Here is a 26458-nt window from a genome sequence, read left to right on the forward strand (position 1 = left end):
AATATCCACTGTATAACTTCATCCACAGTGGTATCTAATGTAACTGCCCTTCTAGCTAGCCAATAACGATAATCATCACCAAAAGGAATATCATTCAAATAACCATTATGATAGCCAGCACCAACTGAATTATAATATTGCATTGCTAACAATGCTCTTTCTTCATTCCATTGACTATAAGGCACTATGAAATTATTTACATCAAATCCTAAAGCTATCAATTCTTCTTTTGACATTTCAAGTTCTCTTTCAACAGAATCAGACCTTATTTCATAATTTGAAGGATCATCACTATTAAATGTATGAATATAAAGAGTTTTTGTCTCATCATCGAAATAAAATGAACCTGGGGTGTTTTCCACTCCACTAATAGACCATTTTTTCTTTAACGGAATTCCGTTTTCTACAACAAAAGGCAATTCATCATATTGATAATTAGTTAATGATTGATAAGTATAGTTCATACCAGAAACTTTCTGCCATTCATTAAATATCACCTCATCCTGATAGCTTTGGGGAATTTTATTAAAATGAGGGTGACTTTTACTATGTGAACATATTTCCCAACCTGCGCTTTGCATTTCAAGAAGCTGATTAACATTCATTTTCGACCAACTTCCAATACGATTCGAAATAACATTAGCAGTTCCCACAAATCCATACTGACTCAAAATAGGAAAAGCAGATTCGTACACGCTTTTATGACCATCATCAAAGGAGAAAGTGAGCATTGCACTATTCGCATAAGGAGATAATACAAAGATTATAAGCATCAAGAAAATAAATTTTCTTAACATTTTATTTCTCCATATTTTAACGATTTGACTATAATATATTTTTCAAAAAGTCAAGTAACAAAATGTTTTTTGCTTACGAAGTGGAAATAACGAGGTGATTTTTGCTTTAATTAGTTTAAACATAAAGTTGTAGAAATAAAATACAATTGGCAACTTAAAAATGTTATATTGCAAGAGCTAATCTTTTTGACTTTTTCTTCCCGAAGTGGAAATAAATGGACGATAATTTTCATTTCCATTTTAATCTAAATTCACTATTTACTTGCCGGCTTACTTCCCACTTTAAATTTTACTTTTTTGCCCTTTAAAGCACTGTTAAATAATAAGTTTGCCCTAACTACCTGTAGCATTCTTAAAGGTATTCCAATAAAAAGATCTCTAAATAGAAAACAAATTTCTTTAATACACATTTTTGAACATTCTATTTCATAATTGTATATCTTAAGATATCGTTTAGCTAAAAAAGTAAATGCTTTTATTTCATAACTATTTAGTGTTTTTTTCCATTTATATATATTTTGAGGCGAAATAGGTTTAAAAATCAGTTCAGAATGATGTGAACCTATATAATATTTACTCTTCTTATAAAAATTGAGTATTTCACTTTCGTAATTAATATTCAAGAAAAAGCATATTTTTTTTAATACTTCTTGAGGTTCCATAAGAAGATCTTCATAACGAATTCTCATCTTATTAGAATTTGGCACATATTTAAGAAATTTCTCTATCTTATAATTTTTATATTGCCACTCTAAAGCAACAACAGCAACATTATTTTTCGTTGGATCCATTTTACGCCAACTATCAAAGACATCTCTACCATCTCTTACAATATGAATAAATTTTGCTTCTGGAAATAACTGATATAGCAATTTTATTTTTCTAAACAATGAAGGTGTTTTATCTCCCCAAATAATTTTCCCTTCGTGTTTAGCATAACTTAAATAAAGGCTTTCAATAAGTTCTTTCAAAGTTATTTCTTTTTGTTGTTTTAAATTTTCTAAAAAGTCTGAATAATCATAGTTCCATAAATGGAAATGAGGACTATTTCTTAAGTAGTTATAAATTCTTTTTAAGGACTCACCATAAAAAGGTTTTTTAAAATACTTATATTTTAAAAGTGGTCTTAAAAATTCAGCCTCTTCAGGTATAGCAATTTTTGAATGGCTGTTTAGAATAAGACGTAACAGAGTTGTACCAGACCTTTGAGTACCCAAAATAAATATTGGTGGTTTTTTACTATTCATTAGTTAGTTCCTTTGAAAATTTAATTATTACCAAAAATTTATACTAGAAGTTTCAAGAAGCTCTATTAGCATTTCTTGTTTTCCCCATGGAAAATAATACCAAGTAGTAGCAATCATACCAAGAGGTTTTGGAACAAGTTTTTTCATAAATGATGAAAAAGTTGCAATAGCTCTTTCATCTTTAAAAGTAGCGCCAATGACTTCAAAGCCTTTTTTTCTAAAATAAATAATAGAAGAATATGTTTTTTGTGGAAAGTAAATCCAATCAGCAATAATAACGTTTTTATTAATAAAATCTATTGCTTTATACATTTGTTTATATCCACCATTTTTTTCTTTTTTAAGCATATCACTCCATATAATAGTTCTTACTCCTTTCTTAAAAAGAAAATCGGTTATAATGTTAATATCTTTTGCAAAAAGCCTATAACTTATAGGCGGATTATATTTGTGCATACCAAAACATTCATCGTGTCCTATATGAAAGTACTCAGGATGAAATAAATTTAACAACTCTTCAATTAGATCAAAAACTATTTTATAAACTTCTTTCTTTTTGGGATCGTAACACAAAAATCTTTTAGATTTTTGTAAAAGCTTGTGCTGAATTAATCGCGGATATGCAGGAGCCAATAATCTTTCTTGTTTACACAAAAGATTTAATTCAGGAATTACGATAAAATATCTTTTTTTTGCAAAGTTAATAATGTCCCTAAGTTGATTTTTAGACAAAGCATTGGGACTCGAAATTTCAGGATGACTACTATATTTTAAATTATTATCTATATGTAAGATCAAAACATTAAATTTCAATTCTGAAGCGATCTTTATAACTTCTTTTAATCTTTTAATATTGAAAGTATCGAAGACTGTCATATGAACAGCACGGAACGGAAAAATAGGATAATCAGATATTACGAGTGTTGGAATTGACAAATATTTCTTGCCACGCACTATTCGAATATGACTCATTAAAATTATTTGTTTTATTGTTTGAATTGCATAAAATAATCCTTTTTTACTATTAAAAGAAACAAGGAAAAAATCCTTTGTAATTATTATAGCATATCCTTCATCATTTTTTATTTTGATTTCCCAAGCATCAAGAAGTTTTTTTGCCAAAGGGTTTGTAGCTTTTAAAAAATATATAGAAGGTCTATAAGATAAATGGTCTTTATTTAAAATTTTATATCGATACTGACCGCAAATTTTAAAAGACTTTCCAATAATCTCTTTTATATTTTTCCAAAAAAGATTTAGTTCAAATTCATAGTCATTGCTATCAAGAAAAATCAGTGTTTGTGAATCGAATCTAAATTCGCTGTTGTCAAGCCAATAAAATTTTTTAACAGGTGGAATAAACGCAAACAAAGATCTATAAAAAAGAAAGGTTAAAAGAATAATAAGAACATTAAAAAAGAAATTTTTAATCATTGTTCAAAACTGACTCTTTATTTTTACTCCATGCCTCACCCATAGCCAAAAAAACTGGTAATAACCAAGAAGTAGAAGGATAACCTTCGACACTTTCGGTTAATCCACCTATAAAATAAGCACAAACTAATCCAATTGCTAAATAAATAGCACGAACATTATATTTAGAAACTTGCAACAATCTATAAACAATGAGCAAACGAAAACATAAAAAACCAATTAATCCAATCACTCCAACATCAAATAAAGTTGTAAAATAATCACTTTGAGCCGAAGCAAAATTAGTTCTTGGCCAGTAAACTATTCTCCACGCACTATAACCCATACCAAACAACAGAGCATCATGTTTAACTAGGGTTTGATACATCCATACCCAAACTTTGACTCTGGTGTGAAAAGAATTAATGCTATATGAACTAGTATTTTCTATATAAGTTTTTAAAGGAATAGAAAAAATCTCTCTTAATTGTTGATACATTGAAGTATGGACAAAAAATATCAACGCGCAAAACATAACTCCTATAACTACAGAATAATATTTTATTGGTTTATTTCTATAAGTGTAAAAAAGTGTTACTAATAGACTTAACATATACACTATAACGCCAATTTTAGCGCCTCCAAAATATACAGCAACAGGAAGCGTAAAAAATACTACTACATAATAATATTTCGAAATTTTTTTAGTGACTATATAATAATAAAAGATAGGGACAAGCACACTTACAAATATAGAAAAACTATGAGGAAATTCAAAAAATAAAAAATGAAATTTAATACTTCTTGATGTATCATAACTAAAATTACTTATAAAAGCAAGACACAATCCTAGAAAAGAAAACAAAAGAAACAAAACGGCTAGAAAGTAACAAAAAATTTTATCAAAGTCTTTAAACTTTAATATACTTATTTGACAGAAATAATAAATTGCTAAAAAAGATAAAACTTTACTACCTAATCTAAAAAAGGACAAGAAATTCCAATGATAAACCAGAGTGAAGAACAAAAAACATAGGTATACAACAAAATATTTTAATAAACTGTGATTTAAATAATCTTTATTTTCCAAAATATTTAAAAGATGAAATAAAAATAAAAAAATACAAAACAAATTAATAACACCTGTAAGACTAATATAAGGAAACATAATAGCAAAAACCTTTTGAGCAGTTCCACTTACCATATGAATTACAAAAAGCATAGGGAAAATATATTCTATTTTAAGAAAGCAAAAAATGGCAAAAATAATAAAAAAATAAAAAATAAATGATGTACTAATTTTTGCTAAAAATTCATTAATCTTAAACATAACTATTCATAAAGAAAAAAATATTTCTCAGCTAATTGTTCTGCAATTATAGAATAATCTCTATACCTTGTAACATTATTTCTCCCATTTTTAGAAAAAACATTTAATAGCTCTCTATTTCTAATCAAAAAAGAAATTTTTTCTACTATATAGGTCTCATTATAAGGTACACATATCCCACATTGTAATTTTTTTACAAGTTCTTTTTGATCAGGAATTTCAGATACCACACATGGAATACCTAAAGCAGCATATTCCATTACTTTTGTAGGAGATGAAGTAATAAATATTATTTCGTTTGGTGGAGTTAAGGAAAGACCCAAATCCCCTGCAAAAGTATATTTCCAAGCTTCCTTTTGGGGTAACCATCCAGTAATAGTAACACGTTCTTTAATTCCTAGTTTATTTATCTGTTGATCAAACCAATATAGATTTTGACCAACTGGAGGCCCTCCAATCAACAATAGATAAACGTCAAATTTTTTTTCGATTAACTTTTTAGTTATTTTTAATAATAAATCTGTTTTTCTAATCTTACTTATTACTCCTAAGTATACCATTATAAAAGCATTTTCAGGAAGATTTAAATCTCTTCTTAAAGAATACTTGTTTAAGGATAAAATTGGCCTAACTTCGCTAGTATCTACACCCATAGGGATAGGAGTCATTTTGGAGTGAGGTATTCCCTTTTTAGCCAACCACTCTTTCATAGTATTACTTTGCACAAAAATATGATCCGCTTTAGAAAACACTAATTTATATTGGATAAATTTAGTGAAAATTCCTCTTAATTTTAAAAATAATTTTTTAAATAAACCTAAATTTTCACTTTTCGATCTTACTAAATCTCCTTCTGGAAATGGCCAAGATATCCAAAAGAAAAATGGCTTTTTATATAATCTAGATATTACCAATCCTATTAAAGCAACTAAGGATTTATCCCTAACTTGTAAGGCATCATAAAATTTCAATTTTTTTATTATTAAAAGTGTTTCCTTAAACACCTCAAAAGGTCTATGTAATTTTGAAGTTTTATATAGATACAAACTACCAGCAGGCCAGTCTTCAAAAGTATTTTTTATGTAGCGCGATATAAGTGATGTATAAATACCATATCGTGGTAAATACTTTCCAAAAAGTGTCTTAATATCTACTCTAAATGTTGGATAGTTTTCTCTAATAACATACAAAATTTTCATTGCTTACCTAAAAGTATTATAATAATGGATACCCGTATCTAAAATTCAGAAAACCACCAATTAGTAAAAAAGAAATTTTATTAACTAATCTAATGTTTTTTCGATAGTCCTTATTGAATTCAATTTTAACATTTTTTTTAAATCGCCATCGACTGCCTGCAATATTATGAATATTTTCTGTAATAGGATAACTCAAAACAGTTCCTGATGGGTCTAAGCCAAGCCATTTATATATTCTCTTCATTATATTTTCAGTATCACTTGATAACTCCTCATACAATACTCTAAAATAATGAAGATTTGTGATGTTACTTTTACCAATGTTTTCAGCAGCAATATTACATATTGTTCATCTAAAAGCAGTTCTTAAAGGATTCACTCGTGGAGTGAATACATTTTTACCATAACTTGGTTTAATTCTTGGAATCGAACAAGAATGAGTAACAGCCATACCATCTCTTACTAAATGAATGAAATATATCTCAAATAGATCACTTTTTATATAAATTTTTAATCTAGAAAATAATTTTGAAGAATCAACAATAAATTTACATTTAGTAAGATCTTTTACTGTTTTAAGCAATCTATAATAATTATTTTGAATTTTTTTTATTTTATTTGGAGGAATAATATCTATTAAGGTAAGATTATTTAAAATTTTAGAAATTTTGTTTGGTGGATCATTATAATCTAATCTAAAATTTGTCTTTTCTGGTAAATTTTCAAAGATTTTATTCCAAAAACTACAAGAACTTATTTTCTTTCCACAAGAGCACAAAAGATCTTGTGATAACCATTTATCAAGAAACATCAATTCTCCTAAACTTTGAATTTCTTTATGATTATTTAGAAGTAAATCCAATAATGTAGTACCACTACGTCCTGTAGGGCCAATATAAATTACTTTTATCCTCTCCTGCATCTTTAACTTTTCACTGTTTAACTAAATTATAATTAAACTTTAGCAATAAAGGCAAAGTAAATGTACTTACTATTAAACGTTGACTAAAAGACATCTTTTGATGCCATTCTTTATCGTATTTTATTTCAATTTTTCCCTTTTTAAACCGCATTGGATTTCCAGACACTGTATGATTTTCGGTTAAGGTTAAAATGTTCTTTTGAAGAATATTTGAAACATCTCTTTTTATACCGAATTTTTTCAATATAATTCCTATAATCTTATCCGGACTGCTAACTAAATCTTCATATTTAACAAATATATAATTATTAAACATTTTTTTTGTAACTAGAAATAACAAATTAATTTTATTCCATTCAAAAGCACTTTTAAATGAAGAATAACGTGGCATATAAACGATTTTATTTGTTATTTCAGGTCGTATTTTTTTCCTTTGCCATGAATAAGCGACAGCACAACTATGTCTAACTAAATGAATAACGTTAAGTTCAATATTTTTTAAATTCAAAAGGACAAATGCATGAAGTGGAACCTTAGATGAATCTATGATAATATTACATGAAGCTACCTTTGCTATACTTGTATAAAGTTTAGAAAGTATTTGGATGTAATTTTTTAGTCTAAAATCAAAATCCCTAAATCTAATTTTAGGGAATAACAGAAAAGGTATATACCTCATTCTTTGCACAGAATTTCTTAGCTTAAGAATATTTATTACATCTGAAGAGCTAATTTTTCCAAAGGCTTTTTCAACAACTTCTCTCCAAAAATCGCAAGAATTAAAAGGTTTACCACATCCACATAATTGGTTTTCTAAAAAACTCCTTTCCCAAATAAGCCAAAGTTCTCCTGCAGAGAAGAATCCTTCAAATTCTCCTAAAATTCTTTCTAAAAGAGTGCTTCCGCTTCTTCCATATCCTGCGATATAAATAATTTTGATCTTTTCCACACTGTATTCCTCAGACAGATTTTATTCTCATAAAGCCTTCCCAAATCCAAAATTAAAAGCTAGACTATTAACACCTAATCGTTTTCGCACAAGCCACCACAATGCTATATTCCATGTTACCATTGAAATTGCCGTAGCTATTGCTGCTCCTTTGATGCCATAGGGAGGAATTAAAATAAAATTTAGCAAAATATTAACCCCTGCAGCTAGAGCTAAACCTCGCGCAGTGTCCTTTTCATGACCAGTCATGTTTAAGAGAACGCCAACAGAACCCACTGCTGAATTTACCACTTGTCCTAAAAGAAGGATTAAAAGAGGAATATAGGCAAGAATAAAATCTTTTCCAAATATTAAGCTAAGAAGGGATTTCCCAAAAAATACAAAAAGGCATGTAATAAGTAAATTAAAACCAAATATAGCTTGAGCACTACGCGTTACTAAGCGTTGAAGTCTGTCCATTTCCTTTTTTGCGTAAAGAGTTGCGAAACGTGGAGCTACAACCATATTTACTGCTTGAAGACCAAAAGCAGTCACTAAGGCCATTTGCACCGCTACCCTGTAGATTCCTACTTGAGCAGGGGGTTTAAAAATCCCAAGCATTACTATATCCGTTTGATTATTTATTACCCACATACTAGCAATAAAGGCAAGGGGAATTAAACTACTAAACCACCTCTTTCCTTCATAGATTGGTTTAACTTTATATACATTTAAGGGAGTATTCCGATAAAGCAACCACGCCCCTATTATAAAAGCAATTCCTGCTGCTGTTACATTAAGAGCCATTGCTTGTGGAGGGGTAAGTTTTTGGTGAAAAAGAAAAAATACAATACATAAAAAAGCAAAAAATAAAGCAGGGCGAATAAAAAATTCAGGAAGCTGCCCTATGACAACTTTATGTAAACCTCTTAAAGCAGCTCCTCTCAAATTTCCAAGAGAAACAAGAGGAACAAGAAAAAGAGCCCATAAAAAGGTCCATTCTTTAAGACCAAGTTTACCTTTTTTAAAGATAAGAAAAATTGAACCTATAACAATAATAAGACTTATAGAAATAACCATTATTACTTTTCCTGCCCAACGCCAAATACCCTGCACAATTTCTGGTTTGTTTTTAGCCATACCTTTAGCTGTTTCCCGGACTATAAGTTGTGGAAGCCCTGCTTGAGCTGGCATGGAGAGAAGAGCTATAAAAGCATAAGCATAAGCATATATTCCATAGCCTTCTGCTCCTAATATTCTTGCAAGAAGCACAGTAACCAAAAAAGAAAAACCAGCATGAGATATTTTTAACAAAAAACTCCAACTTGTTTCTTTTGCTAGCTGCGAATTTAATAGATATTTAAAATCCATTATTTTAAGATTAAATAATTTTTTTTGTTTTAAGAAAATCAAGAATTTTATTTACACATTCGTCTATACTTAATTGGTCTGTTTCAAGAGTTATTTCTGGAGATTCAGGCTCCTCATAAGGGTCATCCAGCCCTGTAAGTCCTTTTATTTCTCCTGCAAAAGCTTTTTTATAAAGTCCTTTTGGATCTCTCTGAATACATATTTCAAGAGGACATTTTACAAAAACCTCTATAAATTCTCCATCTGAAAGAAAGTTTCTAACCATCTTTCTTTGCTCTTTATAAGGTGAAGCAAAGGCACAAATAACTATAATACCCGCATCTACAAAGAGTTTAGCCACTTCACCTACACGGCGAATATTCTCATCCCTGTCCTTTTTTGAAAATCCCAAGTCTTTACATAAACCATGCCTTATATTATCTCCATCAAGAAGGTAAGTATGCACTCCCATGTTACACAATTTTTCTTCAAGCTCTCGTGAAATTGTTGTTTTGCCAGAGCCAGGAATTCCTGTAAACCAGATTACCGCAGGACGATGTCCTTTATTTTTTGTTCTTTGCTCTTTAGAAACCCTTGATTTCTGCCAATAAATATTTTTGTTTTGAGTAGAATCATTTTTAGAAGTACCAGTTGTGGGAGAATAAGATGATGAATTAGAATTATAAGTTTTCTCATTCATTGCTATGCCTCTTCAAGATTTTTTTATTACCTTTACGTAGTAGCAACCTCTACTCCATACCTAGTGTTTAAATATTTTAAGAAATATAGCATACTTGTCTATTATAAGCTCATTGAATTAAAAGTCAAATTGCCTGAATTTGTTGACAGAAAACTATGTTTTTAATAACCTATATTTTCTGAAAGGTATCTCAACTTCAATATAAACTTTATCTCCTTCCTTTAAGTTATGTCTTTTGCACAATTCATAACGTGTTATTTTTTCACTCCCTTCAAATGTTTTGGCAAAGCTAGTGCAACCACTACTTAAATTTCGTAAAGATGTTGTGTAAGTTTTATCGTCAATATTTAAAATAAAGGATTCACCAGGTGGAGGAAAAAATTGTCTAACTGTTTTCTTACAGGAAACTATAGCTAATCCAGAGGGGTTTGCCCCTATTCGTTGAACAGAAAATTCCAACCTTTTACGGGCTACAGGGTAAAAGATATTCTTAAAGATTTCTCTTCTAACTCTAAAGCCAATTTTTTTAAGTGTTTCATAAAGCTTGTTTATGTCTTCTATTTCAATTTTGTTTTCTTCTAAAAGCTTCTTTGTTATTCCTAGCGTTCCTTTGACTTTTAAACCCAATTCCATTGCTGCTTTTCTTGCTGCAAAATCATCTAAAATAACCACGTCGGCATTTAATTCTACTGCCAAAGCTATTGCTTCAGATTCACCTTGACCAAGTCTTTCATTTAACGCTTTATAAAGTTTTACTAATTTGGTGGCTAAACCAAAGTTAACATTGCTATGGTTTTTAATTTTTAAGATTTTTTCGTTAGCTTCATCGTCTTTGACAGAAATTTCTTCTATTACTTTTTTTGGAATGGCAACCATTTGGAATAAGGACAAAGCTTTTTCTAAATATCCAAGTTTTGCAAGAAAAATTAGGGGAGAGGTATTAAAAACCGCTGTCAATTACCACTCCTTTTCTATTTCTATATCTTCTTTTTCAAGAAAAGAAAAAGAATAACCAACACTATCTAGCATTTCTAATAAAGTTTTCTCTTCAAGATTTAGAAGTTCTGCAGCTTTTCTTAAACTTATAAGTCTTAAAGATAAAGCACCAACTACTGTTAGGAAAAGGTTCTTTTTTTCTTTGTCTCTGAAAAAAGGGATGGAAAGATCAAGATATTTTTGATTTTGTTCTTGCATCTTAGCCTCCAATAATATTTTATAAGCTAAATATTTTCTTCAGTAAAGGGACTTTAGAAAACTGGGCGAGAATTTAAAAGTCAAATTGCCTGTGACTTATCAGATTTGAAGGATTTGGTGCTATTTGTTTATGAATTTTTTAATCTCTTCAACAGTTTCAATGGATTTAATTGCTTCATTGATTGTTTCCAGTAAATTTATATCTTCTATTTTCTTTATTTCAGGATAAATTTTTAATCCTTCTGTTCCAAACTTTGATTCAAGACCTAGTTTTATTGCTGTCAAAAGTCCCAGCCTGATTCCATGTTGAACTTGCTGCTCAAACAATTTCTGATCAGTAGCAGACATAATTTTGAAACCTCCTTCTGATTAAATATAGCTCCGCCATTGAGGTTGGTTTCTTAATTTAAAAGCAAAAAATATGCCAAACAAAAATCTTATTATACGTGTATTTTTTAAAAAATAAAGAGAAAATAATTTCTTATTAAGGGAAAATATTTTCTATTGTTTATTGTGCTTAAATAAATGATTTTTAAGCATAGGAAAAATTTTTCTCTTTGGTAAAATTTTGACAATTGTTCTAAAGCATGCTATTTTTCTTGCAAAAATAGATGGGTTTTATATGGTTTTTCTTTATTCTTTTATTATAGCGTTTCTGATAACAACTATTTCCATACCATTATTTATAAGGGTTGCACCAAAGTTAAAATTGATTGATGTGCCTGATGAGAGGAAAAAACATACTAAGCCTATTCCAAAAGTAGGAGGATTGTCATTAGCTATAGGAGTCCTATTACCTTTATTATTTTGGGCAAGAAATGTGCCCCATTTTTGGGCAATTTTTATCTCTATTTTTGTTATATTTATTTTTGGACTATTAGATGATGCTTATTGTATGTCCCCTAGTTATAAATTCCTTGGTCAAATTTTGGCTGCATTGATTGTTATATACTTAGGAGGAATAAAGATAAATTCACTTGGATATATTATTGGAGAAAAAGAATTAATATTAGGTTATTTGTCAATTCCTTTAACTGTATTTTGGTTAGTTTTAGGCACAAATGCTATAAATTTAGCAGATGGACTTGATGGATTAGCAGCAGGTATATGTTTGCTTATTTTTTGTTTTATTTGTTTTCTAGCTATAGAAATGGGTAGCTACTTAGTTAGCATTTTTGGTTTTGCAGTATGTGGAGGTCTTATTGGATTTTTAAGGTATAATACGTTTCCAGCTGTTGTTTTTTTGGGTGATACAGGAAGCCAATTCCTTGGTTTTTCAGCTTCTTTAGTTACAATTATGCTTTGCCAAAACTCTATTTATAGCCCTGTCTTACCAATTTTATTATTAGGATTTCCTTTAATTGATACAGCATATGTTATTATCAATCGAATCAAGCAGGGAAAATCCCCATTTAAAGCTGATCGCAGCCATTTGCATTATCGCTTACTCAATATAGGGATGAGTCATCAAGAGTCTGTATTAACAATTTATATACTTCAAACAATCTTTGTCTGTATAGCTTTCCTGTGCCGTTTTGAGCGTGATAAAATATTATTTTGGGGTTATTTACTTTTCCTCATAAGTTTTATATGGTTTATTTTTACTATTCAGCGAAAAGAGATTGTTTTTCCATATCCTAAGAAAGGTTTTTTAATTCATCAAAGATTTATAAGAACACAAATTGCCAATTACTGTGCTTATGCTTTATTTGTTTTTTTAGCTTTATTTTACATAGCCATGCCTTTTTTTCTAAAAGATGTTAAAAAAGACATAGGAATTATATGTGGCTTATTTTTAATCTTATTTTTTTCTTTTTCAAAAAGAAAAGAGTTATTTTCCAAGTTTATTTTTATTGTAGCTAGCTTTTTTATTTGTATATATTATTTTTATATTTTAGACTTCAAAGGTATAACACTATTTCAAAATAATCTAGCCCATTTATGCGATATATTTTTCTTTTTTCTTTCTATCTTATTCATAATTTTCCTTATAGGTACAAATGAGATAATCCCTATCACTACATTTGATTATTTAGTTTTGGCACTTGCTATTATTATTCCAAATATTCCAGGCACACCTGTATGGCAATTTCATTTAGGTAAGTTTTTTGCCAAATTGATTGCAATTTATTTTTTCTTAACCACATTTCTTGAAAAAAGATATTTTAGATATTTTTATATTTTTGTTATTTTGTCACTTTTATTGCTTTTGATTAGGTCATTTAATTTTTTGGGTTATTTCTTGTAAAGTTTTTAATGCTAAAGCCTTACCAGGAAAATTTATGTCTTCCTTTGTCGCCTTTATTAACTCTGCCTTTGCCAATGTTAATTGTCCCATTGCTTTATATGTCATGCCAAGATGATAGTGATAAATAGGTTTGTTAGGATTGATTCTAATAGCCTCTCTTAAATCAGAAAGTGCCTTTTCATAATTTTTTAAATGATAATGGATCCAACCAGATGTGTCTAAGAAGTCTGGGTGATTAGGAAATTTTTTAATTACTTTATCTATTAAATTTCTTGCTTTTTTTAAATTTTCATCAGTTTTCATTTTTTCAACATAGAGAAAGGCTAAGTTGTTTGCAGCAGCTGCATGCTCTGGATATTTATTCAGTATATACTGATAACAAGATTCAACTTTTTTATATTTTCCCTCTTGCTCATATAATAAAGCCAAAATAAACCAAGCATGAGGAGAGTCTTTTAATTCAGTTTTGATTATTTTCTCATAATTTTTAGCTGTTTCTTTTGGGAAAAGATGTTTGTAAACTCTTGCTAAATTGTAATAAGTGTTAGAAGCTTCAGGTTTTATAGAAATGGCTTTCAAAAATGCCTCTTCAGCTTTTTTTGGTTTTTTGGCTATTAAATATACTTCACCAAGTAAATTCTGAATATAAAATTCATGTTTTGGTACTAAATTTAAATATTCTTTGCATTTTGCTATGGCTTTTTGATATTCCTTTTTAGCCACATAACAGCGTGTTAATTCTATTAAAGCTTCAAGAAAATCTTTTTTTATTTTTAATGCTTCTTTAAAATGATTTATTGCTTTGTCAAAATTTTTTTGACCTTTTTCTATTATGCCAAGCTTGTGATAGATAAAAGGATTTTTAGGGCTCAGATTTAATGCTTTATTATATGCTTTTTTAGACTTTTCTATTTTACCCTGTATAAGATAGGTGTCTCCCAAAAAAATCAATGTAGGGATATGATTTGGTGCTATTTTTAAGATTTCTTCAAATTCCCTTTCTGCTTCCTTTAAATCATGTTTTTTAAAGTAAACTTGAGCTAAGAGAAATTTTGATTCTAAGTCATCTTCTTTAATCTTTAATGCTTCTTTTAAAGTATCTTCTGCCAGCTCTATTTGTCCATTCATAAAATATGCCCTTGCCAAGAGGCGATAGGCATCTAGAAATTTTGGTCTTTCTTTTAAGACAAACCTCAATTCAGTAATAGCTTCATTTGCTTGTTTCATATTAAGATGATATTTTGCTTTTAAAAAATGAGCTTCCAAATTTTTAGGGTTTTTTTCCAATACAGCATTTATTTCATCAAATGCTAATTTGTTTTCTCCCTTTTCAAGGTAATAAGTGGCCAAAAGATTACGTGCCTTAAATAATAATGGGCTTTCTTTTGCAGATTTAACACATTGTTTAAGTATATCTAAATATAGCTTTTCTTTTCCTTGCTGTTTGTATAAGTCAGCAAGAAATAAATAAATTTCTGGCTCATTAAATGTTTCTATAGCTTTTTTTAAGGTTTTTTCTGCTTCAGTTATTTTCTTTTCTTTTAAAAGAATAGCAGCTAAAGTAAGGTGATATTTGTAATCTTCTGGATGAGCCTTAATTAAATAGTTGGTAATTTCCTTTGCTTTATCAAATTCTGAAATTCTAGTATAAAATCTAACTAAAATTAATTTTGCCTTTTCTTCTTTAGAAAACCCAATAGCTTTTTTATAAAATGCTTCTGCTTCCTTGAATCTTTTTTGAGATTCATAAAAGCTAGCTAAAGCTAAATTGAGACTTAAATTTTTTGGATTATTTTTTAAACCTGTTTTTAAGGTTTCTTCTGCTAAGGCAAGATCATTTTTTACTTCATATAATTGGGCTAAAGAGATATATGCTTGTGCTTTTTTAGGATCAAGTGAAATAATCTCCTTTAATATTTTAATTGCTTCTTCTTTTTTGTCTTGAAATTTTAAAGCAGTTGCTTTTAATAAAAGTGCTTCTGTATTTTTAGCTTCTTTTTTAAGAACTAATTCTGCTTTTTCCAATGCTTTTTCTGGTTTTCTTGCTATGACATAGATAAATCCCATTTTTATATGTGCATCAAAAAGGTTTGGATCTAATGTTGTGGCTGTATTAAAATATTTAAAAGCTTGAGTTAGATTTCTCAATCTATAAGAGCATAGACCAACCATGTAATAGCCTTTAGCAAATTTTGGGTCAATTTTTATGGCATTTTTAAACTCTAATTGAGCCTTTTTATAATCCCCTTTTTCAAAAAGCTCCATTCCTTTATTAAAAAATGATTGCTTTCTTTCCTCTTTCCCTCCACAAGAAAAAATAATTAATAAGATTAATAAGAAAATCCAGCTTTTTAAAAATATTTTCATCATCTTTCCCTATTTATTCTGTCTAACATTAAAACCAATCTATCTAATAAAGTTATAGTTTTTTGAAGCAATTCATAAACATTTTTTTCAAGATTTTTTAATCGTAAATCTATTTGTTTTAAAGAATTATCTGTTAAACTGCTTTCTTTTTCCTGTGTCTTTATTGTTTCTTCTATTTCAGGCATCTTATGCGAAAATAATTCTCCTATTACATCACTAACCACATCTTTTGTAATTGTTTTTAATTCATCAACAAATCCATAAACTAATGCAGCATCACAAATTGCATTGATTAAACGTGGTACACCACCGCTATGTTCAAATATAAGCTGAATAGCCTCTTCAGAAAAAATATCTGTATTTATAGCACCTGCTACTTGAAGCCGATGTTTAATATAGGCAAAGGTCTCTTTTCTGTCTAAGGGAAACAAATGATAATTTAAAGTAATGCGTTGAAGTAATTGTTTTAAAGAAGGATGAAGAAGTTTACTTCTTAAATTAGGCTGTCCAGTAAGAATAATTTGTAATAAATGTTTATTGTTAGTTTGAAAATTGGATAACATTCTAAGTTCCTCAAGTACTTCAACAGATAAATTTTGTGCTTCATCTACTACAAGAACAGCAGGTTGATTATTTTTGCATTTTTCCATTAAGAAGTTGTGTAATTTATCCAATAACTGTGCCTTTGTTTCATCTTTATCATAATTAATGTTATATTCTTGAAGAACTGCTTGAATAAATTCTAAGGTATTTAAATTCGTATTTGTAATTACTCCTATAATATCTCCTTGAATTTGATTTAAAAATTTTTTGATTAAAATAGTCTTTCCTGTTCCAGGCTCTCCTGTAATCATAATAAAGCTTAAATTGTTTAAAAAACCATATTCAAGGTAACTTAAGGCAGCTTTATGTTTAGAGCTAGTAAAAAAATATTTTGGATCAGGAGCAGATTCAAAGGGTTTTTCTTTAAGACCATAGAATTCTAAATACATTATTCTAAATAATAAAGCTCAGTTTTTTCTGTTAAGGGCATTTTATTTAAAATTATTCCTAAAAGAGGCTTATTTTCCAAAAGTTCTAAAGCTTTTTTAACTTGTTCTATTGTAGTTTTATATACTTCTACTATAAGCAATACAGCATCTATATAAGAGGACAATACTAAAGCATCAGCATATGTTAAAACAGGTGGAGAATCAAAAAATATATAACGGTCTGGATAGCGATTTTTTACCTCTTTAACTAATGCTTCCATTCTGGGTGTATCTAATATTTCAGTTGCATTAGAGACAGCTTTTCCACCTGGCAATATAACTAATTTTTCGATACCTGGATTAACTAATAAGGTTGATAATGGAATTTCTCCATTAATTAAATAGTCTGAAAGTCCTTTTTCTAAGTTTAAACCAAAAAAATTAGCAATAGATGGATTTCTTAAATCTGCATCAACCAAAAGCACTGTTTTTGTAAATTCCTTTGCAAAAGTTATGGCTAAATTGATGGCAGTTACTGTTTTACCTTCTCCTGGCATCACACTTGTAATAAGTAAACTATTCCATCCCCTTTCCTGAGTGCGCTGTAATATTTGTGTTCTTAAGAAACGATAATATTCATAAACTTTATTATTTTTAAAAGCAGCAATTATCTTATTTTTCTTAAGATTTTCTAAATCTGCTTTAATTATTTTAGTTTGAACATATTGAGGTGTGTTAAATTCTTTTTCAACCTTTTTAAACTGTTTTGCTTTTTCCAAAGCCTTTTCAATTTTATTCATTTTTTCCCTCTACCAAATTTTATACCAAAGAATATCAAGCTTAATAAAATAGAAATGAACAAATACTAGGCAAATTATCATTAATAATAATGCTCCAGCAATATAAACAAGTTTAATTTTTTTCTTAGCTGCTATATCTTCTTCTGTTTCTATAATAGGCAAGATACCAATTACAGGTATAGAAGTAATTGAAGCAATGTCTTTTACTCCTTTTACTGAATGATCAATGTATTCAGCAATAGAGACCGCAGCTATGCCCGTGCCTAAAGAAAGAATAAAGCCAATAAGAATGATAGCTAAACGATTGGGTTTGCAAGGTTCTTCAGGATATTGTGGTGGATCAATGATGGTAAATCTTTCTCCTTTTTGGCTTGATTCAAGTCTTTCAGCCACCTTTGCTTCCATTAATTTATCCATTAATTCACGATATTTTATTTCAGCATTTGTTTTGTCTCTTAAAAGACTCTGATACTCTTTTTCTACCTCTGGCATCCTTTCTAAACGGCGTTGATAGTCTTCCAATTTTTTCCGCAATTCCTCCCTTTGTTTTTTTAAATTTTCTATCTCCATCTCTGTGGAGGCAATTTGTGTAGAAAGATTTATATAACTTGGATTATCAGGTTCTTTAACAATTGTTGTCTTTAATTCATTGGAAGATTTTTCTATCTTTTTCTCAAGCTCTGCAATTTCTCTTTTTAACCTCTTTATATCAGGGTGTTTATCAGATAGCCTCTCTTTTAGGCTTGCCAATTGGGATTTTAAATTTTCTAACCTTTTTATATCATTTTGTAATTCATTTCTAACTTTTACTTCTTTTTCTAAGCTTTCTATTTCTTTTTTAAGTTTTAAGACATCTGGATGTTTGGGAGAAAGTGTTGCTATAGCACTTATATATTGATTTTTTAAAAGTTCTAATCTCTTTTCTGGCGTAAGGATTCTTTCACCAGTTTCAGAAATTATAGGTAAATAAGGGTTAATTGTAGCTAACTGACCTTCTAAATAAATCTTCCTTTCTTGTAACATGGCTATCTGATCATCCAAACGGGCAATCTCATCACTTAATCTTCTTAAATTTTGCAGATTCAGTTGTGTCAATTCTGGCAATTCTGTAAGGTGTTTTTCTTTAAATTCAGCAATTTTTTTGTCTAATTCTTCAATATGTTTTTTAAGCATATCAATTTGGGCTTCCAAAAATTGGGTAGTTTCTTTTGCTTTTGTTTCACGATTTTTTAAATTTTCTTCCAAATATAATGAGGCTAAATAGTTGGTTACTTGCTGAACTGTATTAGGCTCTTTTCCTTCATAAGAAAGAGTAAAAGCAATTGTAGCTGCCTTTTCTCTTGGATTCGGTACTTCAATACTGATTGTTTCTAATTCAATGCTATCTCTCATCTTTTCAATAATTTCATCAATCGTAAGTTTCTCCCTTAAATCTGCATAAAGATTAAATCTATTTATCACCTCTAAAAGTCTTGGACGACTCATAATTTGCTGAGTAATAGCCTGAAGTCTTTCTTCTACATAACCAGTAACAGTCGTTCTAACTAAGTCAGGTGGAATTTCTTGTTCTTCAATAAGTATAGTAGCTGTTGACCGATATACAGGCGGAAGCAAAATGGCTAAAAGCAAAAAAGATAAAAATACTAATGTAAAAGAGATTAAAAATGCCTTTTTTCTTCTCTTAAAAATCCTTATATAATCAGCTATCCCTTTATATTCTGTTTCAGAAATTTGTCTAACCATTTTTTATTGCCATAAATATAATTTTGACCAATTAATTCCCAAAAAAATAACATTTCTTTCAGCTTTAAAATCAGTAAGTCTGCTTTTATAAAATTGTCTTAAATAAGCTAATTCAACTGAAAAATTTTTTGTTAAGAAAAATTGCATTGATGGTCTTACATCATAGCTATAATAATCTAATGTTTTTACATCACCACTTGTTTCTCCTCTATAATAGCTAGCATAAAAAATACCTTTTAGTCTTTCTGTAAAATTATAGTCAATCTTACTATAAACCCTTCCTCTAAAAATCATCTCCCCAATTACACTCGGTATAATGTCTCTCTCTATACCTATAAAAAATGTCCCCTTTTCCATTTTCCTAGAAAAACTTACATTCAATAATGCTCCAACACCTTTTTCTCTTTTTGTCTCTGTATATGGCACAATAATAGGGTAATTTAAAAAATAAAAGATCATGTACCTTCTAAGTTTAACTTTAGAATCTGAATATCTTAAGCCTAAAAAACCACTTATTTGAGTTTTTTCAGAAAACATATAATCTATTCCACCAAAAAATAATACATTATGTGTTCGCCCTAAATCTGATTTAAAATAATTATAACCTAATCTGCTAATTAAAGAAATCCTTCCATCACTTAAATGGTATTCATAGGCTAAATTTCCACCTGTATACCAATAATCTATATATATAGCTGATTCATAATCACTTCGCATATAAAAAGAAGAAAATGTAATAAGACTTTTTTCTGTCAAAGAATAACTTATTAAGCCATCCCCTGAATAATTTTTTCTTATATTACGCTCTAAACCAATACCAGTCTCTGTCCATTCTGATTCAAGCGTTGTATCTCTTATGTATCTTCCATTTAAGGCAAGTGTCAGTCTTTCTGTTTTTAAATGACTTAATCCTATTCTATAAATCTGTTCTTCTGTATTTAAGTTTGTTTCATCTGCATAGCGCAAAATATTTACTTGAGCTTCTGTATTAATCTTTGTTTTTTCTGTGTTAATAGAAGCTAATATTTTTGGACGAATATAAGTCACAAAATCATCTTTTTTGCCTCTCCAATAAAGATATATATTATCATCATAACTTTGCCTTAAAGAAAATGAAGGTATAACTTTGTATTGAGCACCATATAAAATATTTGCCAAAATAACGAAAAACATTATAAAGCCCCACCTCACTAACATTTAGATTTTGACCTCATTCCTACGGCACAACAATTACATCACCACTTTTTAAAAATATATTTTGCTCAAGCTTTTTGCCTTTAGAAACTGCTTTATAATCAAACTTGATTCTGATTTGTTTTCCCCCTTCTTGTCTCAGGATGCTGATATTGTCTAGGTCTGCAAATGGAGAAAATCCTCCTGCCATAGCCAATGCCTGCATCACATTTATCCTTCTTCCTAAAGTATATGCCCCAGGCTTATTTACTTTACCAACAATATAAATTTTATAACTGTTTATCCCAATTAACATCACTGTAACTACTGGATCAGAAATATATTCTTTTAATTTTTCTGTAATCTCTTTTTTTACCTCTTCTACTGTTTTTCCTGCTGCTTGAATCTCCCCTACTAAAGGAAAATTTATTTTTCCATCAGGACGCACAATCACCTGTTTTGTCAATGCTTCATCCTTCCAAACAGAAATCTCTAATACATCCTCTGGCCCAAGGACAAAAGATGAAGACTGTGCATAGACTTTGATAGGTAAAAGTAAAAAAATTACTAAAAAAATAAATTTTTTCATTTTAATACCCTATTTTTAAATTTTTAAAACATTCCTATCATCCATCAATAAAAGTGTCAATGGCAAAAATAATGCCAAATTAATGCGCAATAATTCCTTATCATATTCTTCTAACTTGGTCAAAATTAAGGAAAGAAATTTCTTATTTTTAAAAGTCGCCCAATTTTTAAAAACTTTTTGTATGAAAAATAATTCACAAAATGTGAAAATTTTTTCTTTTTTTATTTTGAAATGCTTAAAAAATCTATTTTTTATTCTGGCACAATTTTTGCTTGACATATTCATAACATTAGTGTAAGCTTAATAATTAAATTTAATTTAGGGGGCAATTATGAAAAAGAATTTTTTAATTTTATTAATCTTGATAATTGTTTTATTACCATTTCTAGCTGTAGCTCACACAACTTATATAACAGGTGAGGATGTTGATATTGTAAGTTGGCAAGAGTTTGTAAATGTAACTATAGAGGAAGGAAGTGCTAGTGGTGAAGTAAGTGGTGACATTAATGGGACAGTGAGTATTGATAATCATTTCTCATTGAGCGTTAATTCTGGGACATTTGCTGGTTTTGAATTTGGTTTTAATAATTGGGAAGTCAGTGTTAATGGTGATACTTATACTGGAATAAGCACTTGGTTTTATGATCCAGAATCTGATGAAACACACATAGCTATAGGTGGAGATATAGCTGCAATAGGTTATGGCACTGAAGAAGGGGGAGAATTTGTTCTTGCAAGAATTGAAGATACACAATGTCATGGCAATTTTACATATAAAGAAACTAGTAGTTCATTTACTTCATATGATACAAATATTCTTTTAAATGTTGAAACCGAACTTTTTTATGGTCATGGAACTGGTTATTATAATGGTGGAATTGCTGCTTATTTAGTTGAATTAGAATTTGAAGATTTGTTAGAAGCAGAGCTTTTCATCTATATCTGTGACTGGGGAGATGGGAAAGGATTTGGAGTAGATCTGCCAGAAGAAACAGGATATTGGTGGTTAGGAGGGGTTAGTCCTCCACTTTATGGAGTAATAGAGGATATTGTAGGAGATGGAAAAGATGCTTTGATAGAGCATGCTGTCCCTTTACCTTCAACACTTCTTCTTTTAGGTAGTGGACTGTTTGGTATTTTGGTTATGAGAAAAAGGAGAGGAAAATGCAGCTAAAAAATTTTTTTGCAGGATTGATTATTTTTGTATTTATTCTATTTTCAGCTTTGGCAATGGCAGACAGGACTGATTTAGTTGGCTTTCCTTACCATAAGCAGGTATTCTCAGGAAATGTGGATGTTAGGGTTGAAATAAAAAATTTTGAAGGAATATTTTCAGGAGCAGTTATTGGAGAATATAACAATAATTTTATTTGGTTAAGTATAACCTCTGGAGATTATGCAGGTTATGGTTTTGGTATGGGCACATCTGAAGGAACCATAGGATGTCCACCTTATATAGAGATGCAAGACTATGTAAGCAACTTCATTAATGCTAAAAAGCCAGAACATGGCTACGTAGCGGTTTATGGTGATTTTGGGGCAATAGGGTATGCAAATCCAACTGAATTAACAAGCCTTTTTGGTACTCAATATAGTGGAACATTTTATGCACCTGTGACTAATGAGACAGTGACTGATATTTATAACACTGTTCCTTTAGAGATTTATATATCCACTGGAAGTTTTTCTCTTTCTGGCTATTATTCTGGCACAATGACTATTACAGGGCTTACCTTTGATTTTGTTGATGTAAGTAACTTAGATCCTTTCCAAGAATGGGGCATAGATGAACTTGTTGGTTTTATTGGCGCTTATGATTGGAGTGAAACAGGTGTAGGAGATGATGGTGAAATATATTTTGTATATACAGAACCCATTCATTTAGGTGCTGTTACTGGTGAATTAAAAGGGGTGCTTGTTGCTGATTTGGAAAATTATACTGCTTTTATTGAACATGCAGGCACTGCTCCTCCTATTCCTATTCCATCAACGCTGTTATTGCTTGGAAGTGGATTAATTGGTGTTTTGGCAATAAGAAAAAGTATTGGAATTTAAGTATTAATCCTTGCAGAAGCTATTTCTAATGCTTTAAAAGAAGAAAACTAGGATTGATTTTAAAGCGTGAAATTGCAGAAATAAAAAGCAGATTAGCAATTTAATAGAATTTTCTGAAATTCTAGAAATTCCTAAATTATATGAGAATAGCAATGCTAAATAATTATTATTATTTGCGTGGTGGTTCAGAAAGGGTATTTTTTAATGAGATTGAATTATTAGAAAAACATGGGCATATAGTAGGAGTATTTTCAAGAGATCATCAAGAAAATTTCCCAAGCAAATATGCTTCTTTTTTTCCTCCAAATATTCAAACTGATAAGGTGAAATTCAATTTATCAGCTATAAAATTAATAAGTGAGATTATTTATTCAAAAAGAAATAAAAATCTTTTTGAAAATTTTTTAAGTTATTTTAAACCAGACATCATACATGCTCATAATATTTATGGTCGTATTACAACCTCTGTTTTAGATGCTGGTAAAAGATATAGTTTGCCTGTAGTAATGACTTTGCATGATTATAAGCTTATATGTCCAAATTATAAATTGATGCGTAATGGAAAGGTTTGTGAAGATTGTAAGGGGAAAAAGTTTTATATGGCAATTTTAAATAAATGTCATAAGAATAGTTATCTTGCTTCATTTATTTATGTTGTTGAGACAGCTTTTAATGAATTTTTAGGAAAATATAAAAAAAATGTAGATTTTTTTATAGCACCAAGCCGATTTTTAAAAAATAAATTGATTGAATTTGGCATGGATAGAGAAAAAATTATTTATATCCCAAATTTTATAGATTTAAATAAGTATGAACCAAATTATGATTTTGAGGATTATTTTCTTTATTTTGGACGTATTTCAATGGAAAAGGGTATAGATTTATTAATAGATGCATTTTGTAATTTAAATCATAAAAAAATAAAACTTATGATTGTAGGAGATGGGCCAATTAGAGTAGAAATGGAGAGAAAAGTGGAAAAATTGAATAATAAAAATATTAAGTTTACAGGTTACTTAAGTAGAAGTAAGTTAAAAAAAATTATTCAAAATGCTCTAGCTATAATTTTGCCTTCACAATGGTATGAAAATGCCCCTATGAGTGTATTAGAAGCCTTTGCCTATGGAAAGCCAGTAATTGGAGCAAAGATTGGAGGAATTACAGAAATGATAGATGAAGAGATTAATGGATATTTATTTAAAGCAGGGGACATTGATGATTTAAAAATAAAAATGGAAAGTATGATAAAAAAAGATAGATTTAAAATTATAGAGATGGGGAAAAATGCCAGAGAAAAAGTTGAAAAAGAATATAATGCTCAATTACATTATGAAAAATTGATGGAAGTTTATGAAAAGGCTCAAATATAATCTTTAATCTGTTTTATAAATTCGTTCATGTCATCAATGTTATCCAGAAGTTTATATAGTAGCTTTGTATCAACAGATATGTATTCATGCACTAAAATGTTTCTTAGACCAACCATTCCTATGAGTTTTTTTTCTAAGGTTTTATCTATGTACTTGAATTTTCTAAGTAATTCAATGCATTCACTATAATTGTTTGGGCTTCCCAAGTTATATTTTGCACATATATGACAAGCTATATCTATTATGATCTGAATAGATTCTAAAAAGCCATAACGTAAAGCCCATTCCTTTGTTTTGTTTGATAATACATCTTCTAAGGTGTGTTCTATTTTAAAATTTTTTAATTCAGCTATATTTCTCTCTAAAGTGATTAGTCTCTCATACATAATTTTGCTCTCCGATTTTATTTCTTTCGATTCTTTCCAAAAATTTTTTTATATTTTTTTCATACAAATCTTTTAAATCTAGATAATAGAGCAGAGTGTTTTTTTTAAATTCAATAAACTTATTATTGTCACTTACATATAAAACAATACCTTCTGTAATTATGTGTCTGCAAAATTTTGCATTTTTTTTATAAAGCTCATTTAAAATGATGATGTCTATTTTTTTACACAATTTTGCTTCTAACTTTGCTATTATGTATCCCAATTCTAAAATATCTGGCATTTTGCTAAAATGTATGGCGATATCTATATCGCTTAATTCACTGTAATGTTCTTTAGCATAAGAGCCAAAAACTATTATAAAATCAATAGATTTATAAATATCCAAAATTTCTTTTTTTAATTTTTTAAATAAATTCGATTTTTTCATATGTTTGTTTTTATCATTTTCAGGAAAATTAGTAAAGTTAACTTAAGATTCCTAAATATAAAAATATTTGCAAAAATGCGAGATTTCTGTTTAAAATACTTTAAGAATATCTTGAAAATCAAATTATACTCATGAAGATAGTTTATATAGCTTTAAAAGGGATGCCTTTAGGAGGTGGGATAGAGAAGTATACAGAAGAGTTGGGCAGCAGATTGGTAAAAAAAGGTCATAAAATAATAGTTTATTGTAGTCCTTATTATCAAACTAGAAATAATGAATATAAAGGTATGAAGGTTAAAATACTTCCGTGTATTAATACAAAAAGTTTACAAAAAATATCGCTTTGTTTTTTAGCTAGCCTTGATCAGTTTTTGGAAAAAGATATTGATATTGTGCATTATCATGCAGTGGGGCCTTCTATTTTTTCTTTTTTACCAAGAATGTTAGGTAGAAAAACTGTGGTTCAGATTCATGGTATTGAGTGGAAAAGACCAAAATGGGGATATTTGGGAAAAACATTTTTTAAATTAAGTGATTTATCAGCTGTTTATTTTCCTAACAAAGTGACAGCTGTATCAAAGGTATTAAAAGATTTTTATGAAAAGAAATTTGGTAGAGAAGTTGTTTATATTCCAACTGGGGTGAATAAACCAATAAAAAGACCACCTAAAAAAATAAAAAAATTTGGAATTAATGGAAATGATTATATCTTTTTTGCAGCTAGACTTGTTCCAGACAAAGGATGCCATTATTTAATTGATGCATTCAATGAGCTGAAGACAGATTTAAAATTGGTTATTGCAGGTGATGCTCCACATGAAGAAGGATATAAAAGAATATTGTATGAAAAGGCTCAAGGAAATAGAAATATAATTTTTACGGGATTTATTCATGGAGAGCTATTAGAAGAATTTTTTAGCAACGCATATATTTATGTGTTGCCTTCAGAGATAGAAGGGCTTCCTACCTCTTTGCTTGAAGCGATGAGTTATGGAAATTGCTGTGTAGTAAGCGATATTCCTGAAAATTTGGAAGCTTTAGGCAATTATGGATATTCTTTTAAGTCAAAGGATTATAAAGATTTAAAAAGATGTTTACAAACATTGATTGATAAACCAGAATTAATCTATGAAAAGAAAAAAGATGTGGCAGAATATGTCTGTAAACATTATTCATGGGATAAGATTGCAGATGAATTTGAGCAATTGTATTATGAAATCCTAAAAAATTAAATATTAATGGAGAA

General features: G+C 29.1%; 26 protein-coding genes. 5 read left to right on the top strand and 21 right to left on the bottom strand.

Annotated elements, in window-relative coordinates; all coding sequences use genetic code 11:
- From LWW95_05740 to LWW95_05800, 13 genes are all read right to left on the bottom strand, one after another.
- On the bottom strand, positions 1-773 hold a 773-nt coding region (locus LWW95_05740), incomplete at its 3' end, for a polysaccharide deacetylase family protein (GenBank protein ID MDL1956535.1).
- A 278-nt stretch (positions 774-1051) separates the two neighbouring features.
- On the bottom strand, positions 1052-2044 hold the full coding sequence (locus LWW95_05745; protein ID MDL1956536.1) for a sulfotransferase: 993 nt from the start codon (positions 2042-2044) through the stop codon (positions 1052-1054).
- A gap of 27 nt (positions 2045-2071) precedes the next feature.
- Complete coding sequence (locus LWW95_05750) at positions 2072-3415, bottom strand: beta-N-acetylhexosaminidase (GenBank protein ID MDL1956537.1); 1344 nt, start codon at positions 3413-3415, stop codon at positions 2072-2074.
- Positions 3416-3470: 55 nt separating this feature from the next.
- Positions 3471-4787: an O-antigen ligase family protein gene (locus tag LWW95_05755; protein ID MDL1956538.1), complete on the bottom strand. Its 1317-nt coding sequence runs from the start codon at positions 4785-4787 to the stop codon at positions 3471-3473.
- 2 nt (positions 4788-4789) lie between these two features.
- Positions 4790-5986: a glycosyltransferase gene (locus LWW95_05760; protein ID MDL1956539.1), complete on the bottom strand. Its 1197-nt coding sequence runs from the start codon at positions 5984-5986 to the stop codon at positions 4790-4792.
- A 16-nt stretch (positions 5987-6002) separates the two neighbouring features.
- On the bottom strand, positions 6003-6230 hold the full coding sequence (locus LWW95_05765; protein MDL1956540.1) for a hypothetical protein: 228 nt from the start codon (positions 6228-6230) through the stop codon (positions 6003-6005).
- Positions 6231-6335: 105 nt separating this feature from the next.
- Positions 6336-6908 (bottom strand): hypothetical protein, encoded by a 573-nt coding sequence (locus LWW95_05770; protein MDL1956541.1) that lies wholly within the window; start codon positions 6906-6908, stop codon positions 6336-6338.
- A 10-nt stretch (positions 6909-6918) separates the two neighbouring features.
- Complete coding sequence (locus LWW95_05775; GenBank protein ID MDL1956542.1) at positions 6919-7857, bottom strand: sulfotransferase; 939 nt, start codon at positions 7855-7857, stop codon at positions 6919-6921.
- Between the two features lie 27 nt (positions 7858-7884).
- Entirely contained in the window at positions 7885-9207 is a 1323-nt protein-coding gene (locus LWW95_05780) for a flippase (protein MDL1956543.1), read from the bottom strand.
- Between the two features lie 10 nt (positions 9208-9217).
- Positions 9218-9886, bottom strand: a complete 669-nt coding sequence (cysC, locus tag LWW95_05785; GenBank protein ID MDL1956544.1) for an adenylyl-sulfate kinase — start codon at positions 9884-9886, stop codon at positions 9218-9220.
- Positions 9887-10039: 153 nt separating this feature from the next.
- Positions 10040-10762, bottom strand: a complete 723-nt coding sequence (locus LWW95_05790) for a hypothetical protein (protein ID MDL1956545.1) — start codon at positions 10760-10762, stop codon at positions 10040-10042.
- A gap of 81 nt (positions 10763-10843) precedes the next feature.
- On the bottom strand, positions 10844-11080 hold the full coding sequence (locus tag LWW95_05795; protein MDL1956546.1) for a hypothetical protein: 237 nt from the start codon (positions 11078-11080) through the stop codon (positions 10844-10846).
- Positions 11081-11200: 120 nt separating this feature from the next.
- Complete coding sequence (locus LWW95_05800) at positions 11201-11428, bottom strand: hypothetical protein (GenBank protein MDL1956547.1); 228 nt, start codon at positions 11426-11428, stop codon at positions 11201-11203.
- Positions 11429-11702: 274 nt separating this feature from the next.
- Here LWW95_05800 and LWW95_05805 point away from each other — a divergent pair, with 274 nt between their 5' ends.
- Positions 11703-13328, top strand: a complete 1626-nt coding sequence (locus LWW95_05805) for an undecaprenyl/decaprenyl-phosphate alpha-N-acetylglucosaminyl 1-phosphate transferase (GenBank protein MDL1956548.1) — start codon at positions 11703-11705, stop codon at positions 13326-13328.
- Here LWW95_05805 and LWW95_05810 read toward each other — a convergent pair.
- Genes LWW95_05810 through LWW95_05835 form a run of 6 tightly spaced genes read right to left on the bottom strand, consistent with a single transcriptional unit; the run spans position 13299 to position 20971 of the window.
- Positions 13299-15698 (bottom strand): tetratricopeptide repeat protein, encoded by a 2400-nt coding sequence (locus LWW95_05810; GenBank protein ID MDL1956549.1) that lies wholly within the window; start codon positions 15696-15698, stop codon positions 13299-13301. The two genes, LWW95_05805 and LWW95_05810, sit on opposite strands and share 30 nt — an antisense overlap.
- Positions 15695-16687 (bottom strand): AAA family ATPase, encoded by a 993-nt coding sequence (locus LWW95_05815; GenBank protein ID MDL1956550.1) that lies wholly within the window; start codon positions 16685-16687, stop codon positions 15695-15697. The genes LWW95_05810 and LWW95_05815 overlap by 4 nt, the downstream gene beginning before the upstream one ends.
- A complete protein-coding gene (locus LWW95_05820) occupies positions 16687-17466 on the bottom strand; it encodes a polysaccharide biosynthesis tyrosine autokinase (GenBank protein MDL1956551.1) in 780 nt (259 codons plus the stop codon). The genes LWW95_05815 and LWW95_05820 overlap by 1 nt, the downstream gene beginning before the upstream one ends.
- Positions 17467-17475: 9 nt before the next feature.
- Positions 17476-19209: a lipopolysaccharide biosynthesis protein gene (locus LWW95_05825; protein ID MDL1956552.1), complete on the bottom strand. Its 1734-nt coding sequence runs from the start codon at positions 19207-19209 to the stop codon at positions 17476-17478.
- A 3-nt stretch (positions 19210-19212) separates the two neighbouring features.
- On the bottom strand, positions 19213-20382 hold the full coding sequence (locus LWW95_05830) for an outer membrane beta-barrel protein (GenBank protein MDL1956553.1): 1170 nt from the start codon (positions 20380-20382) through the stop codon (positions 19213-19215).
- Positions 20383-20425: 43 nt separating this feature from the next.
- Positions 20426-20971 carry a polysaccharide export protein gene (locus LWW95_05835; protein ID MDL1956554.1) on the bottom strand — a complete coding sequence of 182 codons (546 nt, stop codon included), beginning with the start codon at positions 20969-20971 and terminating at the stop codon, positions 20426-20428.
- A 331-nt stretch (positions 20972-21302) separates the two neighbouring features.
- Here LWW95_05835 and LWW95_05840 point away from each other — a divergent pair, with 331 nt between their 5' ends.
- The 3 genes from LWW95_05840 (at position 21303) to LWW95_05850 (ending at position 24396) form a co-directional block, all read left to right on the top strand.
- Positions 21303-22145 (top strand): PEP-CTERM sorting domain-containing protein, encoded by an 843-nt coding sequence (locus tag LWW95_05840; GenBank protein MDL1956555.1) that lies wholly within the window; start codon positions 21303-21305, stop codon positions 22143-22145.
- Positions 22136-23026, top strand: a complete 891-nt coding sequence (locus tag LWW95_05845; protein MDL1956556.1) for a hypothetical protein — start codon at positions 22136-22138, stop codon at positions 23024-23026. The genes LWW95_05840 and LWW95_05845 overlap by 10 nt, the downstream gene beginning before the upstream one ends.
- Positions 23027-23178: 152 nt before the next feature.
- Entirely contained in the window at positions 23179-24396 is a 1218-nt protein-coding gene (locus LWW95_05850; protein MDL1956557.1) for a glycosyltransferase family 4 protein, read from the top strand.
- Here the strand turns inward: LWW95_05850 and LWW95_05855 are convergent.
- Positions 24387-24782 carry a DUF86 domain-containing protein gene (locus tag LWW95_05855; GenBank protein MDL1956558.1) on the bottom strand — a complete coding sequence of 132 codons (396 nt, stop codon included), beginning with the start codon at positions 24780-24782 and terminating at the stop codon, positions 24387-24389. The genes LWW95_05850 and LWW95_05855 overlap by 10 nt on opposite strands.
- Positions 24775-25212: a nucleotidyltransferase domain-containing protein gene (locus tag LWW95_05860; protein MDL1956559.1), complete on the bottom strand. Its 438-nt coding sequence runs from the start codon at positions 25210-25212 to the stop codon at positions 24775-24777. The genes LWW95_05855 and LWW95_05860 overlap by 8 nt, the downstream gene beginning before the upstream one ends.
- Before the next feature lie 131 nt (positions 25213-25343).
- Between LWW95_05860 and LWW95_05865 the strand changes: the two genes are divergently transcribed.
- Entirely contained in the window at positions 25344-26444 is a 1101-nt protein-coding gene (locus LWW95_05865) for a glycosyltransferase family 4 protein (protein ID MDL1956560.1), read from the top strand.
- Positions 26445-26458 lie beyond the last annotated feature (14 nt).

The sequence above is a fragment of the Candidatus Desulfofervidus auxilii genome (assembly GCA_030262725.1).
In the GTDB taxonomy this organism is placed as follows: domain Bacteria; phylum Desulfobacterota; class Desulfofervidia; order Desulfofervidales; family Desulfofervidaceae; genus JAJSZS01.